Annotated in this window: 17 protein-coding genes and 2 tRNA genes; all 19 read right to left on the minus strand. The window is 41.7% G+C overall.

Annotated features, from left to right (window positions below; translation table 11 throughout):
• Nucleotide 1 precedes the first annotated feature (1 nt).
• A complete protein-coding gene (gene spoIIE / locus H540_RS0112520; protein ID WP_425388117.1) occupies nucleotides 2–2446 on the minus strand; it encodes a stage II sporulation protein E in 2445 nt (814 codons plus the stop codon).
• Nucleotides 2447–2797: 351 nt separating this feature from the next.
• Nucleotides 2798–2869 (minus strand) — tRNA-Glu (locus tag H540_RS0112525).
• A 6-nt stretch (nucleotides 2870–2875) separates the two neighbouring features.
• Nucleotides 2876–2949: transfer RNA gene (locus H540_RS0112530), tRNA-Met, on the minus strand.
• A 134-nt stretch (nucleotides 2950–3083) separates the two neighbouring features.
• Nucleotides 3084–3560: a S1 domain-containing RNA-binding protein gene (locus H540_RS0112535; protein WP_028400961.1), complete on the minus strand. Its 477-nt coding sequence runs from the start codon at nucleotides 3558–3560 to the stop codon at nucleotides 3084–3086.
• Between the two features lie 86 nt (nucleotides 3561–3646).
• Nucleotides 3647–4003, minus strand: a complete 357-nt coding sequence (locus tag H540_RS32080) for an FtsB family cell division protein (RefSeq protein ID WP_028400962.1) — start codon at nucleotides 4001–4003, stop codon at nucleotides 3647–3649.
• Nucleotides 4000–4653 (minus strand): spore cortex biosynthesis protein YabQ, encoded by a 654-nt coding sequence (gene yabQ / locus H540_RS0112545; protein WP_028400963.1) that lies wholly within the window; start codon nucleotides 4651–4653, stop codon nucleotides 4000–4002. Before yabQ ends, H540_RS32080 begins: the two co-directional genes overlap by 4 nt.
• Complete coding sequence (yabP, locus tag H540_RS0112550) at nucleotides 4650–4958, minus strand: sporulation protein YabP (protein WP_028400964.1); 309 nt, start codon at nucleotides 4956–4958, stop codon at nucleotides 4650–4652. Before yabP ends, yabQ begins: the two co-directional genes overlap by 4 nt.
• Before the next feature lie 53 nt (nucleotides 4959–5011).
• Nucleotides 5012–5284, minus strand: coding sequence for an RNA-binding S4 domain-containing protein (locus H540_RS0112555; protein WP_028400965.1), 273 nt, complete (start codon nucleotides 5282–5284; stop codon nucleotides 5012–5014).
• A gap of 11 nt (nucleotides 5285–5295) precedes the next feature.
• Nucleotides 5296–6759 (minus strand): bifunctional methyltransferase/pyrophosphohydrolase YabN, encoded by a 1464-nt coding sequence (yabN, locus tag H540_RS0112560; protein WP_028400966.1) that lies wholly within the window; start codon nucleotides 6757–6759, stop codon nucleotides 5296–5298.
• Nucleotides 6760–6990: 231 nt separating this feature from the next.
• On the minus strand, nucleotides 6991–8595 hold the full coding sequence (locus tag H540_RS0112565; protein ID WP_028400967.1) for a putative polysaccharide biosynthesis protein: 1605 nt from the start codon (nucleotides 8593–8595) through the stop codon (nucleotides 6991–6993).
• 121 nt (nucleotides 8596–8716) lie between these two features.
• A complete protein-coding gene (gene spoVT / locus H540_RS0112570) occupies nucleotides 8717–9253 on the minus strand; it encodes a stage V sporulation protein T (protein WP_028400968.1) in 537 nt (178 codons plus the stop codon).
• Between the two features lie 144 nt (nucleotides 9254–9397).
• Nucleotides 9398–12928, minus strand: a complete 3531-nt coding sequence (mfd, locus tag H540_RS0112575) for a transcription-repair coupling factor (RefSeq protein ID WP_028400969.1) — start codon at nucleotides 12926–12928, stop codon at nucleotides 9398–9400.
• Between the two features lie 96 nt (nucleotides 12929–13024).
• Complete coding sequence (gene fin, locus H540_RS0112580) at nucleotides 13025–13249, minus strand: anti-sigma-F factor Fin (RefSeq protein ID WP_028400970.1); 225 nt, start codon at nucleotides 13247–13249, stop codon at nucleotides 13025–13027.
• Nucleotides 13250–13341: 92 nt separating this feature from the next.
• Nucleotides 13342–13902 carry an aminoacyl-tRNA hydrolase gene (pth, locus tag H540_RS0112585; RefSeq protein ID WP_028400971.1) on the minus strand — a complete coding sequence of 187 codons (561 nt, stop codon included), beginning with the start codon at nucleotides 13900–13902 and terminating at the stop codon, nucleotides 13342–13344.
• 71 nt (nucleotides 13903–13973) lie between these two features.
• Complete coding sequence (locus H540_RS0112590) at nucleotides 13974–14927, minus strand: ribose-phosphate diphosphokinase (protein ID WP_028400972.1); 954 nt, start codon at nucleotides 14925–14927, stop codon at nucleotides 13974–13976.
• Nucleotides 14928–14944: 17 nt separating this feature from the next.
• Complete coding sequence (gene glmU, locus H540_RS0112595) at nucleotides 14945–16324, minus strand: bifunctional UDP-N-acetylglucosamine diphosphorylase/glucosamine-1-phosphate N-acetyltransferase GlmU (RefSeq protein WP_028400973.1); 1380 nt, start codon at nucleotides 16322–16324, stop codon at nucleotides 14945–14947.
• Between the two features lie 275 nt (nucleotides 16325–16599).
• On the minus strand, nucleotides 16600–16893 hold the full coding sequence (spoVG, locus tag H540_RS0112600; protein WP_020062152.1) for a septation regulator SpoVG: 294 nt from the start codon (nucleotides 16891–16893) through the stop codon (nucleotides 16600–16602).
• Between the two features lie 122 nt (nucleotides 16894–17015).
• The gene (locus H540_RS0112605; protein ID WP_028400974.1) at nucleotides 17016–17393 is read right to left on the minus strand and encodes a RidA family protein; all 378 of its coding nucleotides are present in this window, start codon (nucleotides 17391–17393) and stop codon (nucleotides 17016–17018) included.
• Nucleotides 17394–17478: 85 nt separating this feature from the next.
• Nucleotides 17479–18330: a pur operon repressor gene (purR, locus tag H540_RS0112610; RefSeq protein WP_028400975.1), complete on the minus strand. Its 852-nt coding sequence runs from the start codon at nucleotides 18328–18330 to the stop codon at nucleotides 17479–17481.
• Between the last annotated feature and the right edge of the window lie 16 nt (nucleotides 18331–18346).

An 18346-nucleotide genomic window follows, 5' to 3' on the forward strand; every position in this document is an offset into this window, starting at 1 on the left:
ACTACTGTGCCTGCTTACTTATAATTGGAATAGTGGCCCATTTCGGCATATTTTTTTCTATCTTTGCCACTACAACTGTCATATCGTCCTCAATGAAGCCGCCGCGGGAGCGGATAACCTCTTCAATGAGAATATCTGCAATCTCCTGCGGATCTTCTGTTTGCAGCTCTTTTATTTTTCGTTTCATCCAAGCCTCATGATTTTCTACATGCTTCGGCCCTTCAAAAATACCATCGCTCATCATGATGAGCAGATCTCCGCTCTTGAGCTGTTCACTCACAACATCCACTTCAAAATCTTCAATAATGCCCATCGGCAAATTGCTGCCCTCTACTTTAATAATACGTTCTCCCCGCTTTACAAAACTTGGCGTAGAACCGACTTTTAAAAATTTTGCACTTGCATCGCGCAAATCAATCATTGCTAAATCAAGCGTTGTAAACATTTCTTCTGTTGTCCGCAATGATAGAATCGAATTAATGGCTTTAATAGCAATTGTCTCCTGAATACCGGATTGCAAAATCTTTTGCAGCAGCTTAAGAGTCTCTTTACTTTCCATATGCGCACGCTCGCCATTTCCCATGCCATCACTAATCGCAAGAGCATACTTTCCTATGCTCAACTCCATGGTAGAATACGAATCTCCTGATACAAGGCCGCCGCCCATTGCAGCCGTGGCGATGCCTGTATCTACAGAAAACGTTTTTGCCGACCCGAAGCACACCGTACTCACCCCATGGGGATATGGTGATTTCTCCTCTCGCACCACTAAAATCGTTTCGCTTAAAATATCAGACAACATCGGCGCAATGAGTTTCTCGCACTCCCCCCTTTGATTGCTTGCATTTGGAATTGTCATTTCTATATCAACATTGCCTTGGTCGAGGCAGTAAATATCAACATGTCCAATTTCAACACCAAAGTTGCGGAAGGCTTCTAAAATCTGCTCTTCCTGCACTTGATGATTTTCCTTTTCACGCTGGATTTCCTTCGCGAAATCTTCCATGACCTTAGAAACACCAAGGAGCTGCTCTGCTACAAGTCTGCGATTCTCACGTATTTGCTTTCTTAACTGCTGATTTGCATAGAAATGGAATAGCTCTTGCTCAATGACTTCGGTGACTTTCGTTCCTCTTATACAATATTTGCCCCACTCCTTGAGAAATTTCGTATTGCGTCCAAGCGTACCTTCCTCCGTTTCCGTCATAATCTGCCTCAGATAATCGTACGTCCGCTCCGGATTTACTGCCCAACATTGCTCTCTTTTAAAGCACGATTGACAAGTTTTCCCCGTCACGCCGCCCAAAAATAAATCTGCTTCTTCTTCTTCATCTGCCTCATGCACATAACCATAGACAGAAAAGCTATTAGAAAGAGCTTGGAACACATTGGCAAACTGTGTAATTTTCTGAGATGTGACATCTCGCATTTTCCTTAAATATTGCTGTTGATCTACCGAATTTTCCACCGTACCCGGTATAAATTTAGCTAGCTTTTCTAAAATAAACTTCGGTGTAAGCAGAAATATGAGAATTGCCGCCACAGATTCCAACAAGGTTTTTGAAATATCCGCTTGCTTATCTACGTATAAAGTAATGAGACTTGTCCCAATGAGTAAGCCTAAACCGACACCAATTCGCTTCCCTTCTTTTAATAGTCCGCCGAGCAGGCCTGAGAAAGCAAGAAGGCTAAGCTGATACAAGCTTGCGACATTTGCCAAACTTAAAATTAAACCGGTTACGACTCCGACCGTTGAACCGGTTGCAGCTCCTGCTGTAAGCGCAAATACGAGCACTAAATATCTAGTAAAAATATGCTGCACAGATAAATGGTAGATAAACCAATCTGTTGTACCTGTCAAAACAGAAGCAAGTAAAATGATTAAACATACTATTTCTTCCGTTTCAAGAGACTGCTGTTTTCCTTTGCGTTCCGTAAGCAGCGGTACGCTTTGTAAAAATATCATAGTTAAGACGAAGCTTAAGCCGGCTTCAATCGTACTCATAAATACATCATACATAACAAGGGATTGCTGACTGAAGTATACGACAACCAAATGTGCTGTCAACGCAGAGAGGAATACTTGAAACGGTACAAGACCAACTATTTTGCGAGTGAATCTTGCAAAAAACAAATTATATAGGAAGAATATAAAGATAGAGGCAAAGGTGAAAGCAGTATTTTCAAAAGAGACTGTAGATGCTCCTCCCATCAGCGCTAAGAAGGCCAATGCCATCTTATCTCGCTTCATGACATAGACTGCCGCAAAGAACGGGAGCGCAAACGGTAAAATATTCGTTAAGATGTAGGCTCGTCCCAGAAGAAAGCCCACTAAAGCAATTACAAACCCCCATCGGAAGAAGATATTCTCTATAACTGTCTTTACTTTACTTGTCCAACGTGAAACACCGCGGTCTACTGCCAATACACTAGCACCCGAATCCATCGTACCTTTTTCTGTTCTTGGCATACTTTTCACACCACCCGCATATTTTATTAATTGTAATTATAAAAGGATAGCTAGGGAATTTTTGTCAAAACAACTACCTGAATTGTTATAATTGTTCGACTTTTTATCTGAAATCCCCCTATATGTATACATAAACATGGCTGTTTTTATATATACAGTGCAAGATTTTACAAAGATTCGCTCTGTTTTTGTAGAAGTGTTTTTAGAATACATAGGTATGAACCTCCCCCACTGAATGCGCTAAGTTTTGAAGCAGGGGTCTTACTGCCCGTTAATTCATGATAAAACAAAAAAGCTAAACCATAATTGGTTTAGCTTTTTACATGATGACCCGTACGGGATTCGAACCCGTGTTACCGCCGTGAAAGGGCGGTGTCTTAACCGCTTGACCAACGGGCCGTTATATAGCGGCGGAGGGGATCGAACCCCCGACCTTACGGGTATGAACCGTACGCTCTAGCCAGCTGAGCTACACCGCCATGTCCTGATTTCCTTAACGGACAATTACTATAATACCTGTAATCGCATCTTGTGTCAACAGCTTTTTTATTTTTACACAAACAAAAAGGCACCCGTCTCCGAATGCCCCCTATCTCCAAGGATAAACAGCAAATTATCCGCGTCTAGCGCCGCGGCCTCCGCGTTTGGATTCCGTATTGCGTTTTAAAGAAGATAAGCGATCTTCGCTTTCTTTTAAGAAGCGAACCATCTTTTGTTCGAAATTTTCTTTCGGATTGCGATCGTCACGGTCACGATCACGGCCGCGACCGCGGTCACGGTCACGGTCACCATAAGGGCGGTTGTTGTTGCGTTGCGGACGATTCGGACGCTGTTGCTCAGCTGCTGCACCTTCACGCTCTTTTGCTTTCTTAATAGATAAACCAATTTTACCGTCTTTTTCAACGTTTATTACTTTTACTTCAACTTGATCGCCTACTTTAAGATGATCGTTGATATCCTTTACATAGTTATCCGCTACTTCACTAATGTGAACGAGACCTGTTACTCCATCTGGCAGCTCTACGAAAGCCCCAAAATTAGTAATACCTGTTACTTTTCCTTGTAACTTGCTGCCTACCTCAATTGCCATAAAAAAAATGCTCCTCCTTAGGTTTGAAAAGGTCGATTTTACTTCATTATATATAATCCTAAAATACAGTGTCAACAAAACACCAGCTACTTAGAAATAGGAATAATTACCTCTCCCGGTTTCGAGAAGAAGTAATCTCTTCTGGCAATCTTTGCAATATACTCGTCGTCGTTCAAATTTTGAACTTGGCCGTTCAGTTTTTTCTGCTCCGCACTTAACGTCCCCAGTTCTCTCTTCAGCTCTTGAATTTGCGCTTGCTGCTTCTTAATATTTGCTTTCTGCTTATAGAACGTAATATTTAAACTGATTACAACGGTAAGGGCAAATGTAAGAAACAGAGTCAAACGACGCAGAAGACGCTTTTTGCTTTTATTCTCTGTTGGTAGTGTATGCTGCGGTGACGAAGTTGGATTCTCTCTTACATATTTTTTCAGTTCCCTCATTCACGAGGTCCCCCTAACCTTTTTTTAATGTATTTCCACCATTTTAGGACAATCACTTTCATCTTCTCGATTTTTCGCAAGAATCCTGCACAGTGTCTTATAAAAATTTTAACACGGTTAGGGAGAAGTTTCCATACAAGCGTTCCAATAAATCGAAGCGGGACGTAAACAATTTTCCATATAAACAGCAAAATACGGATGCACAGCCTGTAAATGAATAGAGAAATTGCTTGAATTGTACGAAGCAGAAACAGCAAAATTGCTATTAATAGCTGTATGAACAATATAATAGGCTTAATCACGAGCAGCTTGAACAGAGAAGCTAACAGTTTATACGTTCGAATTGTAAACTGAATGATGGCTTCCAGCATTTTTACATATAGCTTTTTCAGCAGACTTTGATAGGCAGCGAATCCGCACAGCAGTGCAACAAATATATATATACGCAGTTCTGCTTCATTCACAAGCAGCAGGACGTAAAAGATAAGGAGAGCTTGGACAGTCCAAAACAGTAAATCGTGTATGAACACAATCCATCTTTTTCGTTTCGGACGCTGCAAAAAACGGTGATAAGTATCCAGAGCTGCGCCCACCCATGCCCCCATTCCAACCATGGAAAGCATTGTATAAAACTGTACGGTAAGGCTCATTTAAACAACTTGCTAAAGAAGCCTTTAGCCTTCTCCGCATGATGCTCATCTATATACGCCATCTCGAACACTTTTCCCTTGATAGATACAATGCCCTTTTCAACATCCAAGTTTTTCATTTGCAGATTTTGACCGCGAATCGTCAAAAAACCCATAACTGTCTCCAGAAGAAATTCTTCACTATCAAAGCTTTCTACTTGCTTAACGCCTGTGATGTCCAGAAGGCGCCTGCCCCGCATAATAACATCATGCTCAACAGAAGCGTTTGTATTATTAGAAGAAGCTGCTTGGTAGCCCTTGTTCATCATAATCCCCCCATAGCTAGTACTGTTACCAATGTATGAGGAGAGCCGCCTATTTAGAACAAGCCTTCCGCTTCAGCTTTTTCTTCTTTGACGATAGAATACATCTCATTGGCCGCTTCTTTTTTCGTCGTTTCCTTCAATTCATTCACTTTTACAGTTACAATCTTTTGACCAAAACGAACTGTCAACTCATCACCCACTTTTACAGTGGAGCTTGCTTTCGCAGGCTGACCGTTAATCATGATGCGTCCTTGATCGGCTACTTCTTTTGCCAATGTTCTTCTTTTAATTAAACGAGAAACTTTTAAAAATTTATCCAATCTCATCCGAATCTCTCCTACTCAATTCCGTTTTGTTTTGCCTCTTCCCATAAAACATCAAGTTCTTCTAACGTAAGAGAATCTATTTCCTTATTCATCCCGGCAACCCTGTCTTCCATGTATGAAAATCGGTTCAAAAACTTTCGATTTGTTGTATGCAGTGCCTCTTCTGGATTCAGCTTATAAAAACGAGCGATGTTTACAAAAGCAAATAAAATATCTCCAAACTCCTTCAGCATGCGCTCCGGATCCATCTTTTTCACTTCAGTCCGGAACTCTTCCCATTCTTCGCTGACCTTCTCCATCATCGGCTCTGCATCCTGCCAATCGAAACCGACCTTCGCCGCCTTCTTCTGTAATTCATAGGCTTGCAAGAGCTGCGGCAGGCTTTTCGGAATACCGGATAGTACAGATTCTTTCACTGTTCCTTTTTCCTGTTTTTTAATTTCGTTCCAGTTCACTACTACGTCTTCAGCATTGTCAGCCTGGACTTCTCCAAATACATGCGGATGACGGCGCACCATTTTTTCTGACAGGGTGCGAATTACATCGTCAATTGAGAACCACCCTTCATCTTCTCCAATTTGGGCATGGAGCATAACCTGCAGCAAAACATCCCCAAGCTCCTCGATGATGTGGTCGTCATCTTCCTCGTCAATCGCCTCTAACAGTTCATACGCCTCTTCAATTAAGTATTTCTTTAAAGATTGATGCGTTTGCTCTTTATCCCATGGACATCCGTTCGGTCCGCGCAGCTCGGCTATAATGCGGCGCAGCTCATGAAACTCTTGATACAGAAGCTCTTCATCCTTTATAGGAGGAACATATACGCTCGTTAAGTTATTTAATTCTGCTTCATGATCTAATTCATACAACAGCACTTTCTTCACGCTTTCAGATGACGTTCCGGCGGCTGTCACAATATATACTTCATAATCATCAGGCAAGGACTCCATCAATGTCAGCTTTACTTCGGACGCGATAAATGCATCATATACTTGGCAAAAGATAATATGGTGACGAAGCTCCAGCTCATCCTGCCTAAAGGATGTTGCATCCACTAGCTGGAATCCTTCAACCGGATCAATTTTCACGCTTGCAAACAACGGATCCAGAAAGCTTTGACCTCCCTTAATTTCCACTCCAATGCCGCGCGCTTCTCCTTGCTCCAGCAAAAGCTGTACCGTACGTTCCGCTACTAAAGGATGCCCTGGTACCGCGTACACAATATCCTGCTCTGCGGCCCGCTCCAGAAGGATAGACGTAATAGATTCATATACTTGTTCAAACTCGTCGTACGCTTCATATACAGCATCAAAAGAAGTGTACGTCAGCCCTTCTGCTTCAAGCTGGGCGATTACCGGATGCTCTTTCGTGCGTACGTATAGATGAGACGTTTCCTTCAGCAAACGATATACACCCATCGTAAGCTGATCCAGCTCACCGGCGCCAAGACCGATAATTGTAATTGTGTGTTTCATAAGCCTTCACTCCTTTTTCATCTCGTATGAACAGAACAAAACGGAACTTCATCTGCAGACGCTCTCCCTGCAGATGTTAGCTGAGCCAATCAGGCTGCGTCCGTTCTTCTTTCTGCCTACAACATCTTGTTACGGACGGTTTGAGCGCGGTAAGGCGAAACTCATCTGTAGATGTTAGCTGAGCCAATCGGGCTCTTAGCGTCCGTTCTTCTTCCTGCCTGCAGCATCTTGTTACGGACGGTTTGAGCGCGGCAGTAACGGAACCTTCCCGCCCTTCCAAACAATCCCAATTTCCTCTTCTGTAAATATCTGCAATTTAAAGATAAGGAATATATACATTACTCCCCCAGACGCAGCAGCGGTTAAAGCTTCTAATGATGCAGCTCCGCGATGGCCTGAATGCACGCCTGTCAATAGATGCTCGAATAGATATGTGTATATGGTGACGCATAAAATCATTCCTATACAAGAAAAGATAACATTTCCGATGTTGCGCCAGTTAAACAGCGGCTGATGCATCTTTCGTCTCAGCGCCGCAATGTTTAAGAAAGCGATACAAAAAAGCGCCAATACGGTTGCCGCGGCGGCTCCTAAAGCACCTATGTCCGGGATAAGAATGCGATTTCCAATATATTTCACAATAGCTCCTATAAGCACAAAAAAGGCAGGTAATGTTGTGTTTCCCAGCCCTTGCAGCACGGTGGACGTCGTAATAGAAAAGGCACTAAATATAATAGAAATTGCCAATACCGCTAATAAATCAGAGCCGTCACTATTTTGAAACAGCATAATATTAACCGGGCGGATAATACATACCAGTCCCCCTGTTGCAGCTAGTCCAATTACTAATGTAAGCTTCATCGCAAACTGTATTTTTTTCTGAATAAAAACATAGTCACCGCGCACGCGCGCGCCTGAAATAAGCGGTACAAGCGGTAAGGCAAAGGAAGTGGCAGCCACTGTTCCAAGCTGTATAAGCGGAATTCCCCGATCATACACTCCTTTTATAATTTTCGCTTTTGTCCCCGTTTCTCCTGTTGCAACCAATAGGCTGTATAAAGATATAGAGTCCACTAACTGTATTAAGATCAACACAAGATTGCTTACACAAATCATGATGCCTTGCCAAAACACCAGCTTAATAATCAAGCTTTTATCCGGAATTGCAGACCATGTTTGCGCAAAAATTTCTTTGATTTTGTTTCGTAAGAAATACAGTAAAATCATAACGCTGATTGCACCGCCAACAACAGAACCTGACATGGCGCCCGCACCGACCGTATAGCTGTCAAAGCCCGCTGCTACCAACAGCAGTGACAGCAGTACGATAACAGCAACTCGGATAGTTTGCTCTATGACTTGGGACACAGCAGTAGGTGTCATATTTCCGAAGCCTTGAAAATATCCTCTCGCTACAGATAAAAACGGCATAAGCAAAAACGAAAAAGAAACAACCTTCAGCAGTTTGTCCAGCTTTTCGTCCCCCATAAACACAGCAATGGCGTGTGAGCCGAAGAAAAAAACAAAAAATAGACCGGAGCCTATCATCATTAAAAACCAGAATGAAATAAAAATAATGCCGTTTGCTTCCTGCTCATTCCCCTTCTCCAATCGGGAAGCCACAAGCTTTGAAATTACAACCGGAAATCCATAGGTCGCCAGCACCAGACAAATACCATAGACAGGATATACCTGCTGATAAATATAAAAACCAATATCCCCTGCGATATTTTGGTAAGGAATACGGTAAAAAGCGCTCAGCACTTTCATAATGAGACTGGCAAGCGTAAGAATGATCGCACCTTGCCAAAACGCTTGATACTTCTTCGTTTCCATGCAAAAGCTCCTTCTTTCATATACTCATGCCACGTATTATATCATACTCCACCATGTACACCGCTTAAAATTTCTTATTGCCCGCAACATGAAAAAAGGTAGCTTTACGCTACCTCAAAAATTACTGTTCCATTTGCTTTGCCAAGAAGCTTGCCGCTGTCTCAACAGCTTTATGCTCTACATCTCCAATAACTTTTTCTTTTGAGAAGATGATAACAGCGCCAATCGGATCTCCGTTTGCAATGATAGGCCCGATTGTGTAAGAAGATACTTTTTCTTGCAGACCGTCAATAATCGAAATTTCGCTTTCATCCGTCATTACAATAGAATTGCGGTCTTCCATCACCTTTTCAACTAAGTCACCAATATTTTTATTTAAGAATTCTTTTTTAGAAACACCTGCTACGGCAATAATGTGATCACGGTCGCAAATGAGTACGTTGTGTCCTAAGCTGTCATAGAGCGCATCAGCATATTCTTTTGCAAAATCACTTAATTCGCTGATCGGTGAGTATTTTTTTAAGATGACTTCTCCATCTCGATCCACAAAAATTTCTAACGGGTCCCCTTCACGAATGCGAAGGGTTCTGCGAATTTCTTTTGGAATAACGACTCTGCCTAAATCATCAATTCGACGTACTATTCCAGTTGCTTTCATTCTAATGCTGCCTCGCTTTCTACAGATGGTAAAAGTGGTGATTTTCCTTATCTTCTCCTTATATTGTAAAAATCACCAACTGTTAAGCATAGTATTGTACACATTAGAGGTTCTATGCACGCCGAATATCATTTTCTTGTCAAACTAGGCATTTACTGCTTCTTTTTTTACGTCCTTCAATCCTTTTAACAGGTTTTCTGCAATCGTCAGCCATTTAGATGGCTCCATGCCTTTAATATCAATTACAATCTTCAGTTTAGAGCCTTCCATGCCTAAGCGTATCATCCGTCCAAAACTGTTGCTTAATACAAACAGCTTTCCACCGTCGATATTTTGACTTGCTTTTTCAGAAAACAGAAAAATCACATCTTGCTTAACCTGCTTAATAGACTCGATTTTCTCTTGCATTGCTAATACTTTTAAGATGGCGATTTGCAGCAAGTAACCTACCTCCTGCGGATAGTCGCCAAAGCGGTCTGTCATTTCTTCCTGCAACTCTTCAATATCCTCAATCGCAGAAACGCTCCTGAAGTGTTTGTACATTACAATCTTTTGTTTGCTGTCTGAAATATACTCATCCGGCAAATATGCATCTACCTCTAAGTCGATTTCTACATCAAAGCGCGCTTCTGCCTCAGAAGTGCCTTTACGCTGTTCAATAGCTTCCTTAAGCATTTGCGAGTACAAATCGAATCCGACAGAATCGATAAAACCATGCTGCTCTGCACCTAATAAGTTGCCGGCTCCGCGGATGGATAAATCCCGCATAGCAATCTTAAACCCAGAGCCAAGCTCAGTAAACTCCTTAATCGCTTGCAAGCGCTTTTCAGCTACTTCAGAAAGAACCTTATCTTTTTTATACGTAAAGTATGAATACGCTACCCTGTTGGAACGCCCTACTCGTCCGCGAAGCTGATAGAGCTGTGATAATCCCATGCGATCCGCATCATATACGATGAGCGTATTGACATTTGGAATATCTACACCTGTTTCAATAATAGTTGTACTTACGAGAACATCATATTGTCCGTCCAAGAAGGAAATCATAACAGATTCGAGTTCGCCTTCATTCATTTTTCCGTGCGCAAAAGTAACGCGCGCATCCGGGACAAGCATCGAAATCTCTTCAGCTTTTCTCTCGATATCCTCAACACGGTTATATAAAAAATAGATTTGACCGCCGCGTGCCAGCTCACGTTCAATAGCTTCACGAATCAGCCCGGGGTTATATTCAACCACGTATGTTTGAACCGGGAAGCGGTTTTCAGGCGGTGTTTCAATAACAGACAAATCGCGGACGCCAAGCATAGACATATGCAAGGTACGCGGAATTGGTGTTGCCGTTAACGTAAGTACATCGATATGCGCTTTCATTTGCTTAATTTTTTCTTTATGTGTTACACCAAAGCGCTGCTCTTCATCAATGATAAGCAAGCCTAGGTCTTTAAATGTAATATCCTTAGACAGTACACGATGTGTTCCAATTACAATATCAATGGTGCCATCTTTTAAGCCTTTGATCGTTTCATTCTGCTGCTTTCTTGTACGAAAGCGGCTTAATAAACCGATTTGAATCGGATAATCTTGAAAACGCTCTCGAATCGTCTCATAATGCTGCTGCGCTAAAATTGTGGTAGGAACTAAGATAGCTACCTGCTTTCCGTCCATAATAGCTTTAAATGCTGCCCGGATAGCTACTTCTGTCTTTCCGTAGCCTACATCCCCGCAGAGCAAACGATCCATTGGACGCTCCCGTTCCATATCTTTCTTAATTTCTACAATAGAGCGAAGCTGATCTTCTGTTTCTTGATATGGAAATGATGTTTCAAATTCTCTTTGCTCTGCCGTATCAGGCGTGAAAGCGTATCCTTTTGATGCTTCGCGTTCGGCATACAGCTTGATTAAGTCATCTGCAATATTTTGAACGGACTTCTCTACCTTATTTTTAACGCGCTTCCAGTCGGTTCCGCCTAACTTATACACTTTTGGCTCTTTTCCTTCAGAGCCTACATATTTCTGGACTTGATCAATTTGCTCAACCGGCACATACAACTTGTCGTTTCCTTGATATTTAATGTGCAAATAATCTTTGTGAACGCCATTAATTTCCAGTGTTTCAATACCGAGAAACTTCCCGATTCCGTGGTTGACATGGACAACGTAATCACCCACTTTTAACTCGGAATAACTTTTAATCCGCTCTGCATTGGACAGCTTTTGTCTCCGCTGCGGCTTTTTCACTTTTTTATTAAATAATTCTTTTTCCGTAATAACTGCCAGCTTTTGCATCGGCATTTCAAAACCTGCATGCAAATCTCCGGTTACAATTTGAATGCGTCCCGGCGACAGCAAGTCGGCACCCGATACAATACTGGCTTCCACATCATAGTCGCTTAAGATATGCTCCAGTTTCTTTACTCGTTCTTCGTTTGCGCCTAAAAGCACAACAGTAAACTTTCCTTTTTGCCAGCGTTCCAGTTCACTTTTAAAAAGCTGCATTTGCCCATGAAAATCTTGCATCGTCTTACAAGTCATATTTACAATATTTTGCGGATGCGTATGCGGAATATGACGCAAGAACAGAGTTAAGTATAGATAACTTCGTTTTTTCTGCTGCAAAAGCTTAGCGAAATCATGAGAGAAGGACAAATCTTGCACAATAGCGCCTTCCTCAAGCAAAGATATATACCAGTCTGCTTCTTCTTTTTCTAAGTGCTCTGCTGTTTCTTGAATGCGCGATACCTCATCTAATACAACAACACCGTTTTTAGGCAAATAGTCTACTAGACTAAAAGGATGCTCATAGTAGAGGGAAAGATATTTGAACATCTGTTCAATAGATTGCCCGCTTTTTAACTGATCAAGTTCGCGGCCGATTGTTTCTACAAGCAGCTCTTTCAGTTTTTCATCCTTAACCTTCTTTAACGTTGCTGCCAAACTCTCTTCAAGCTTAGCTGTCCCTTTTGTCATCTCTTCCGGAGTAAAGATAAATTCAGCAGCCGGTCCAAATGAAACAAAAGCAACCTTATCTTGCGAGCGTTGGTCTTCTATGCTGAACATGCGAATAGAATCAATCTCTGTATCAAAAAATTCCACGCGAATCGGCATTTCTTCTGTTAAAGGATAAATATCAAAAATACCCCCGCGAATACTAAAATCACCCGGAGCCTCTACCATAGACTTACGCTCGTAGCCCATATCTATTAATGTACGTGCCAATTGATCTAAGTCTACATCATCGCCTACCTTCAGCTCCATCTGATGCCGGGCCCAAAGCTCTTTAGAAGGCAGGAAGCGGCGCAGCCCTGCAATCGGCGCTACAATGACTGCAGAGTCATGATGCACAAGGTGGTTCATGACTTCAATGCGCTGTGCCTTAAGCTCAGGACTTGCCACCCCGATTTCAGATGCAATCAGCTCATTAACCGGATAGAGAAATACGTCTTTATCCCCCAATAGTGAAACTAAGTCTTCATAGACCTTTTGTGCTTGAAATAAATTATGCGTCACTACAAGCTGCGGACGCCTTGTCTTTTTATAAAGAGCCGCAAGCAGCAAAGTGCGAGATGAATTAGACATCCCGGAAATGAGCTGCTCCTTCAGCCCTTCTTCAACTCCATTCATAATGGATAAGATTTCTTTATTATCATAAAAACGTTCCAGTAACCCTAGCATTTTTAAAACTCCTCTCAACAAAAGAGCAAGTCAGTATATTTTTATGCGAAATTTTCAGAAAAATGGAACGGAAAAATGCTTTGGACAAGCCAAAGCTTACTGAATAAACGATTCATACTCATGATAATGAGGATGGTTCTCTAATGTATGCTGACAATCCTCACAAATCGCTTTTACATATATGTTTCCATTTTCGTCATAATGAAGCATGTCCTGCTTCTCCTGCTCTGTTAAATGCCCTAAAACTACATTATAAATTTCCTCACGTTCAATAGAACCTATATGATTTCCGCAGTGGCGGCAGTAATAATGCGTGTTCATACTTTCCTCCTGAAACTTCGCGATTATTACTAGTATGGGTGAAAGTGAAGAAATTTATTCCTTTATGTCCGTATGCATCTATTATACAACAACTATGCGTTAAAAGTATTCATAACCTGAAAGAATGGTACAGTGAGCCACTTTTCGCAAGCATCTGCACTTTTATTGATAGAATGCTGTACCTCTGGCATTTCTTCGCTTGTAAATCGTCCTAATACGTAATCTACTACCTTCATGCCATTTCTAGGACGGTCAATACCAATACGGATTCGATTGAATTCTTGCGTACCTAAATGCGCAATGGTTGATTTTATGCCGTTATGTCCCCCGGCACTTCCCTTCATGCGCAAGCGCAGCTTGCCAACTGGAAGATCTAAATCGTCATACATTACCACAAAATCTTCCACATCCAGCTTATAAAAATCCATTAGGGGACGGATGCTTTCGCCGGATAAGTTCATATATGTAAGCGGTTTAAGCAATACAACCTTCTCTCCTCCTACTACCCCGGAACCGTAAATCCCTTTAAATTTCTGCTGGTTAAGCGGAATGTTCCATCTCTTTGACAGTTCGTCAATGACCATGAATCCAATATTATGCCTTGTTGTTTCATATTCCCTGCCCGGATTTCCAAGTCCTACAATCAGCTTCATAAATGTGTTTATCCTCCTCATCATTATGTACGAAAAGACGTAACCGTGAACCGGTTACGTCTTTGCAGCTATTAATCAAATAAAGTACTTACAGATTGCTCTTCGTAAATGCGGATGATTGCTTCTCCAATCAGAGGAGCAACTGAGAGTTCTCTAATTTTGTCGATTTTCTTGTCTTCCGGCAATGCAATGGAGTTTGTTACAACCAACTCTTTAATTTTAGAGTTCTGAATACGCTCAATTGCAGGACCAGAAAGAACCGGATGTGTACAGCAAGCATATACATCGGAAGCGCCGTTTTCAACAAGTGCATTCGCTGCTAATGTGATTGTGCCGGCTGTATCGATAATATCGTCAATTAAGATTGCTGTTTTGCCTTCTACATTACCAATAATGTTCATAACTTCTGAAACGTTTGGTCTTGGACGGCGCTTGTCGATGATTGCAATCGGAGCTTTCAAACGATCTGCCATTTTTCTTGCGCGCGTTACACCGCCGTGGTCAGGAGATACGATTACAATATCTTTCAAGTTTTTCTGTTCGAAGTACTCAGAAAGAATAGGTACACCCATTAGGTGATCGATTGGAACATCAAAGAATCCTTGAATTTGTGGCGCATGTAAATCTAGCGTAAGGACGCGAGTCGCGCCTGCAGTTTCAAGCAAATTCGCTACCAGCTTCGCTGTGATAGGCTCACGGGAACGAGCTTTACGGTCTTGACGCGCATAACCGTAATAAGGCATTACGATGTTGATTGTTTTCGCAGATGCACGCTTTAACGCGTCGATCATGATTAAAAGTTCCATGATGTGTTCGTTTACCGGATTGCTTGTAGATTGAATGATGAATACATCTCCGCCGCGGATGCTTTCTTCAATGTTAATTTGAATCTCTCCGTCACTAAAGCGCGTTACGGAACATTTTCCAAGCTCTACACCGATATGTTTTGCGATTTCTTCTGCTACACTTTTATTGGAATTTAAAGAGAATACTTTTAATTTGGAATTCAAATATTGAGTTGGCACTGGATTAAACCTCCACATTACGAATTTTTCTTATTATTCAGCTGCCCTACATACTGTTCTTTATTTGTTTGACGCGCACGCGCGATGGACAAAGCATTTTCTGGCACATCTTCTGTAATGGTAGAACCTGCCGCTACATAAGCATTCTTTCCGACCGTTACAGGAGCGACGAGGTTAGAGTTACAGCCGACAAAAGCTCCATCTTCAATTACAGTTTTAAATTTGTTTTTCCCATCATAGTTTACCGTAATGGATCCGCAGCCTAAATTCACGTTAGAACCTACTTCAGCGTCACCAATGTAACTTAAATGAGAAGCCTTGCTGCCTGTTCCGAAAACAGACTTCTTAATTTCCACGAAGTTGCCCACGCGTACTTCATCCCCAATCACAGAAGCAGGACGAATATGAGCGAAAGGGCCAATTGCTACATCATTGCCAATCTTGCTGTCATGCACAACAGATTGACGAATAGTCGTATTATTGCCTACTTCGCTGTCTTTCATTGTCGTATGAGGACCGATTACACAATCGGAGCCGATTACAGTTTTTCCCTCAATTACCGTTCCCGGGTACAGCACTGTATCGTTTCCAATCACTGCATCTGCAGAAATATATGTGCTTTCAGGGTCAATGATGGTAACACCATTCACCATATGTTTACGGTTAATACGTCTTTTCATAAGCTGCTCTGCTTGAGATAAGGCAACTCGGTCGTTTACACCTAATGTTTCCTCGAAACTTTTTGTTTGATAGGCAGATACAATATACCCTTCATTCTTCAAAATTTCAATTACATCCGGAAGGTAAAATTCTCCTTGCGCATTCTCATTAGAAACTTTAGAGAGCGCATCGAATAGCATTTTATTGTCGAAGCAGTACGTACCCGTATTGATTTCTTGAATACGAAGCTCTTCTTCACTTGCATCTTTATGCTCAACGATTTTTTCGACATGGCCCTCACTATTTCGGACAACTCGCCCATACCCGGCAGGCTCATCTATGTAAGCAGTCAGGACAGTCACTTTTGCCTCTATTTGTTCATGGTGCTTTAATAGCGCTTCTATCGTTTCTGCTGTAATAAGCGGTGTATCGCCGCAAATGACAAGTGTAGTTCCTTCTTCCGCAAATAATAGGTCTTTTGCCTGCAAAACTGCATGCGCCGTACCAAGCTGTTCTGCTTGAAGTGCAAACTCACTCTGCTCTCCTAACTGATTTTTCACTTTCTCCGCGCCGTGGCCTACAATTGTAACAACCTTTTGCAGCCCAAGCTGAGACACATTGTCTACTACATGCTGCACCATTGGTTTCCCACAAACAGGATGAAGTACTTTATACAGTTTAGATTTCATGCGAGTGCCTTGTCCTGCCGCTAAAATAACTACAAATCGATTCGACATATAAACCCTCCATCGTAACCTATTTATCCACTAAAGATATTATCTTAAAACGTTTATCATTTCAAGAAACAACGCATAACTACTAAATTGTACCACAATTTATCATATACGTTTTATAAAATTATCTTTCCTGTTTTTGGTCCTGCAGGCAAAGTATTTGCATACAAGAAGAAAAGAGACGAAAATAAAAGTACAAAATAAAATAAACTCCTGCTTGTACAGGAGTTTATCGCCAGTTAAAGAGCTGATACCATCAGTTCTTCGTTATCCTATTTTTATGAAGCGCCAGCTTCTTCAAATTCCACCTCTTCTAATTCGCCAAGACGATGATACTCAGCTAAAACTGCATCTTGAATTTTAGAACGAGTACCGGAATTAATCGGATGCGCAATGTCGCGGAACTCTCCATCTGGAGTGCGCTTGCTTGGCATTGCTACGAACAATCCGTTATTGCCGTCAATTACACGAATGTCATGAACTACGAATTCATGATCCAAAGTGATGGATGCAATCGCTCTCATGCGGCCCTCTGTGTTCACGCGGCGTAATCTTACGTCAGTCACTTCCATCTTATGTTCACCACCCTTTTCCTAAATAAGCGATATAATGTTATAAATTCCACAATATTTTGTAATTTCCTTCTAATTTTAAAAAAATTTTTAATATAAAAACTTTACGGAAAATGCGGTGTTTAACTGTTTACAAGGGCGATTACTTCAATCTCTACTGCCACATCTTTTGGGAGCTTTGCCGCCTGTACGCAAGAACGCGCTGGTTTGTGTACTGAAAAATATTGAGCATACACGTCATTAAACGCTTCAAAATCATTCATATCCTTTAAAAACACGGTTGTTTTTACAACACTTTCTAATGAAGCGTTTGCTGCTTCTAAGACTGCTTTCAAGTTTTGAAACACTTGATGCGTCTGCTCCTTTACATCTCCAGTTACTAGAGTTCCGTCTGCCCGTAATGGAATTTGACCGGAGCTGTAAAACATATTATTTACGATGATTCCTTGCGAGTATGGTCCAATCGCTTGTGGTGCTGCATTCGTATGTACATTTTTCATGAAATATCAAACCTTTCTGATTTTTTAATTTAAAAGAAAAGCTCCTGTCTCTTATCTTTGCCAAATAAGGGCGGGAGCTTACGTATCACTCTTCCGTTACCAGTTCTTCTTTTTGCAATGCGGGAAGCGAATAGTTCCCCTTTTCTAAATCAATCACTTTTTCTCTTGTATCAACTGCAGATAAACGCACAAGAGATACATAATTCTCTACAAGGCGTTCTTCGATGTCGACAGCTTCTACTAACACACCAATCCCGATAACGTTTGCTTTAAACTCCTCAAGCATGCTGATCATGCCTTGGATTGTACCTCCAGCTTTCATGAAGTCGTCTACAATTAATACGTTTGCGCCTTCCTTAAGGCTTCTTTTGGCTAAAGTCATCGTTTGGATACGCTTGGAGGACCCTGAAACGTAGTTAATGCTTACTGTGGGACCTTCTGTTACCTTGTTGTCTTTACGCGCAATGACAACTGGCACGTTCAGATAGTTAGCCACTGCATACGCCAACGGAATACCTTTCGTCGCTACTGTCATAACGACATCGATTTCTTGTTGGGCACATAACGAAGCAAATAACCGTCCTGCTCCGTTAATGTAACGCGGATTGCTCAAAAGATCTGTCATGTACAAATAGCCGCCTGGAAGAATCCGATTTGAATCAGACAGCTGTTCACAAAGCTCTGTAATCAATTCGTTTGCTTCCTCATGATCCATATAAGGAATATACTTCACTCCTCCTGCTGCGCCTGGTATCGTTTGTAAAGTACCGACCCCTTGTTGCTCAAACGTTTGCTTAATAATAACTAAATCTTCACTGATGGAAGATTTAGCAGACTGATACCGCTCAGCAAAGAAAGTGAGAGACACTAAACGTCGAGGGTTTTGCAGCAAATAGTAGGTCATATCAACCAATCGGGTACTGCGCCTAATTTTCATACTCTCACCTCAAATC

Origin of the sequence: Ectobacillus panaciterrae DSM 19096, from assembly GCF_000430785.1 — a bacterium.
Classification (GTDB): Bacteria; Bacillota; Bacilli; order Bacillales; family Bacillaceae_G; genus Ectobacillus; species Ectobacillus panaciterrae.

Bases quoted from the DNA above. Each gene is read 5' to 3' on its own strand.
- spoVG (WP_020062152.1), bottom strand. From the start codon at position 16,893: ATGGAAGTGACTGACGTAAGATTACGCCGCGTGAACACAGAGGGCCGC.
- yabQ (WP_028400963.1), bottom strand. From the start codon at position 4,653: ATGAGCCTTACCGTACAGTTTTATACAATGCTTTCCATGGTTGGAATG.
- H540_RS0112535 (WP_028400961.1), bottom strand. From the start codon at position 3,560: ATGGCAATTGAGGTAGGCAGCAAGTTACAAGGAAAAGTAACAGGTATT.
- yabP (WP_028400964.1), bottom strand. From the start codon at position 4,958: ATGAACAAGGGCTACCAAGCAGCTTCTTCTAATAATACAAACGCTTCT.
- fin (WP_028400970.1), bottom strand. From the start codon at position 13,249: ATGAACACGCATTATTACTGCCGCCACTGCGGAAATCATATAGGTTCT.
- H540_RS0112555 (WP_028400965.1), bottom strand. From the start codon at position 5,284: ATGAGATTGGATAAATTTTTAAAAGTTTCTCGTTTAATTAAAAGAAGA.
- purR (WP_028400975.1), bottom strand. From the start codon at position 18,330: ATGAAAATTAGGCGCAGTACCCGATTGGTTGATATGACCTACTATTTG.
- H540_RS0112565 (WP_028400967.1), bottom strand. From the start codon at position 8,595: ATGGAAACGAAGAAGTATCAAGCGTTTTGGCAAGGTGCGATCATTCTT.
- H540_RS32080 (WP_028400962.1), bottom strand. From the start codon at position 4,003: ATGAGGGAACTGAAAAAATATGTAAGAGAGAATCCAACTTCGTCACCG.
- spoIIE (WP_425388117.1), bottom strand. From the start codon at position 2,446: ATGGATTCGGGTGCTAGTGTATTGGCAGTAGACCGCGGTGTTTCACGT.
- glmU (WP_028400973.1), bottom strand. From the start codon at position 16,324: ATGTCGAATCGATTTGTAGTTATTTTAGCGGCAGGACAAGGCACTCGC.
- spoVT (WP_028400968.1), bottom strand. From the start codon at position 9,253: ATGAAAGCAACTGGAATAGTACGTCGAATTGATGATTTAGGCAGAGTC.
- pth (WP_028400971.1), bottom strand. From the start codon at position 13,902: ATGAAGCTGATTGTAGGACTTGGAAATCCGGGCAGGGAATATGAAACA.
- yabN (WP_028400966.1), bottom strand. From the start codon at position 6,759: ATGAAACACACAATTACAATTATCGGTCTTGGCGCCGGTGAGCTGGAT.
- mfd (WP_028400969.1), bottom strand. From the start codon at position 12,928: ATGCTAGGGTTACTGGAACGTTTTTATGATAATAAAGAAATCTTATCC.
- H540_RS0112605 (WP_028400974.1), bottom strand. From the start codon at position 17,393: ATGAAAAATGTACATACGAATGCAGCACCACAAGCGATTGGACCATAC.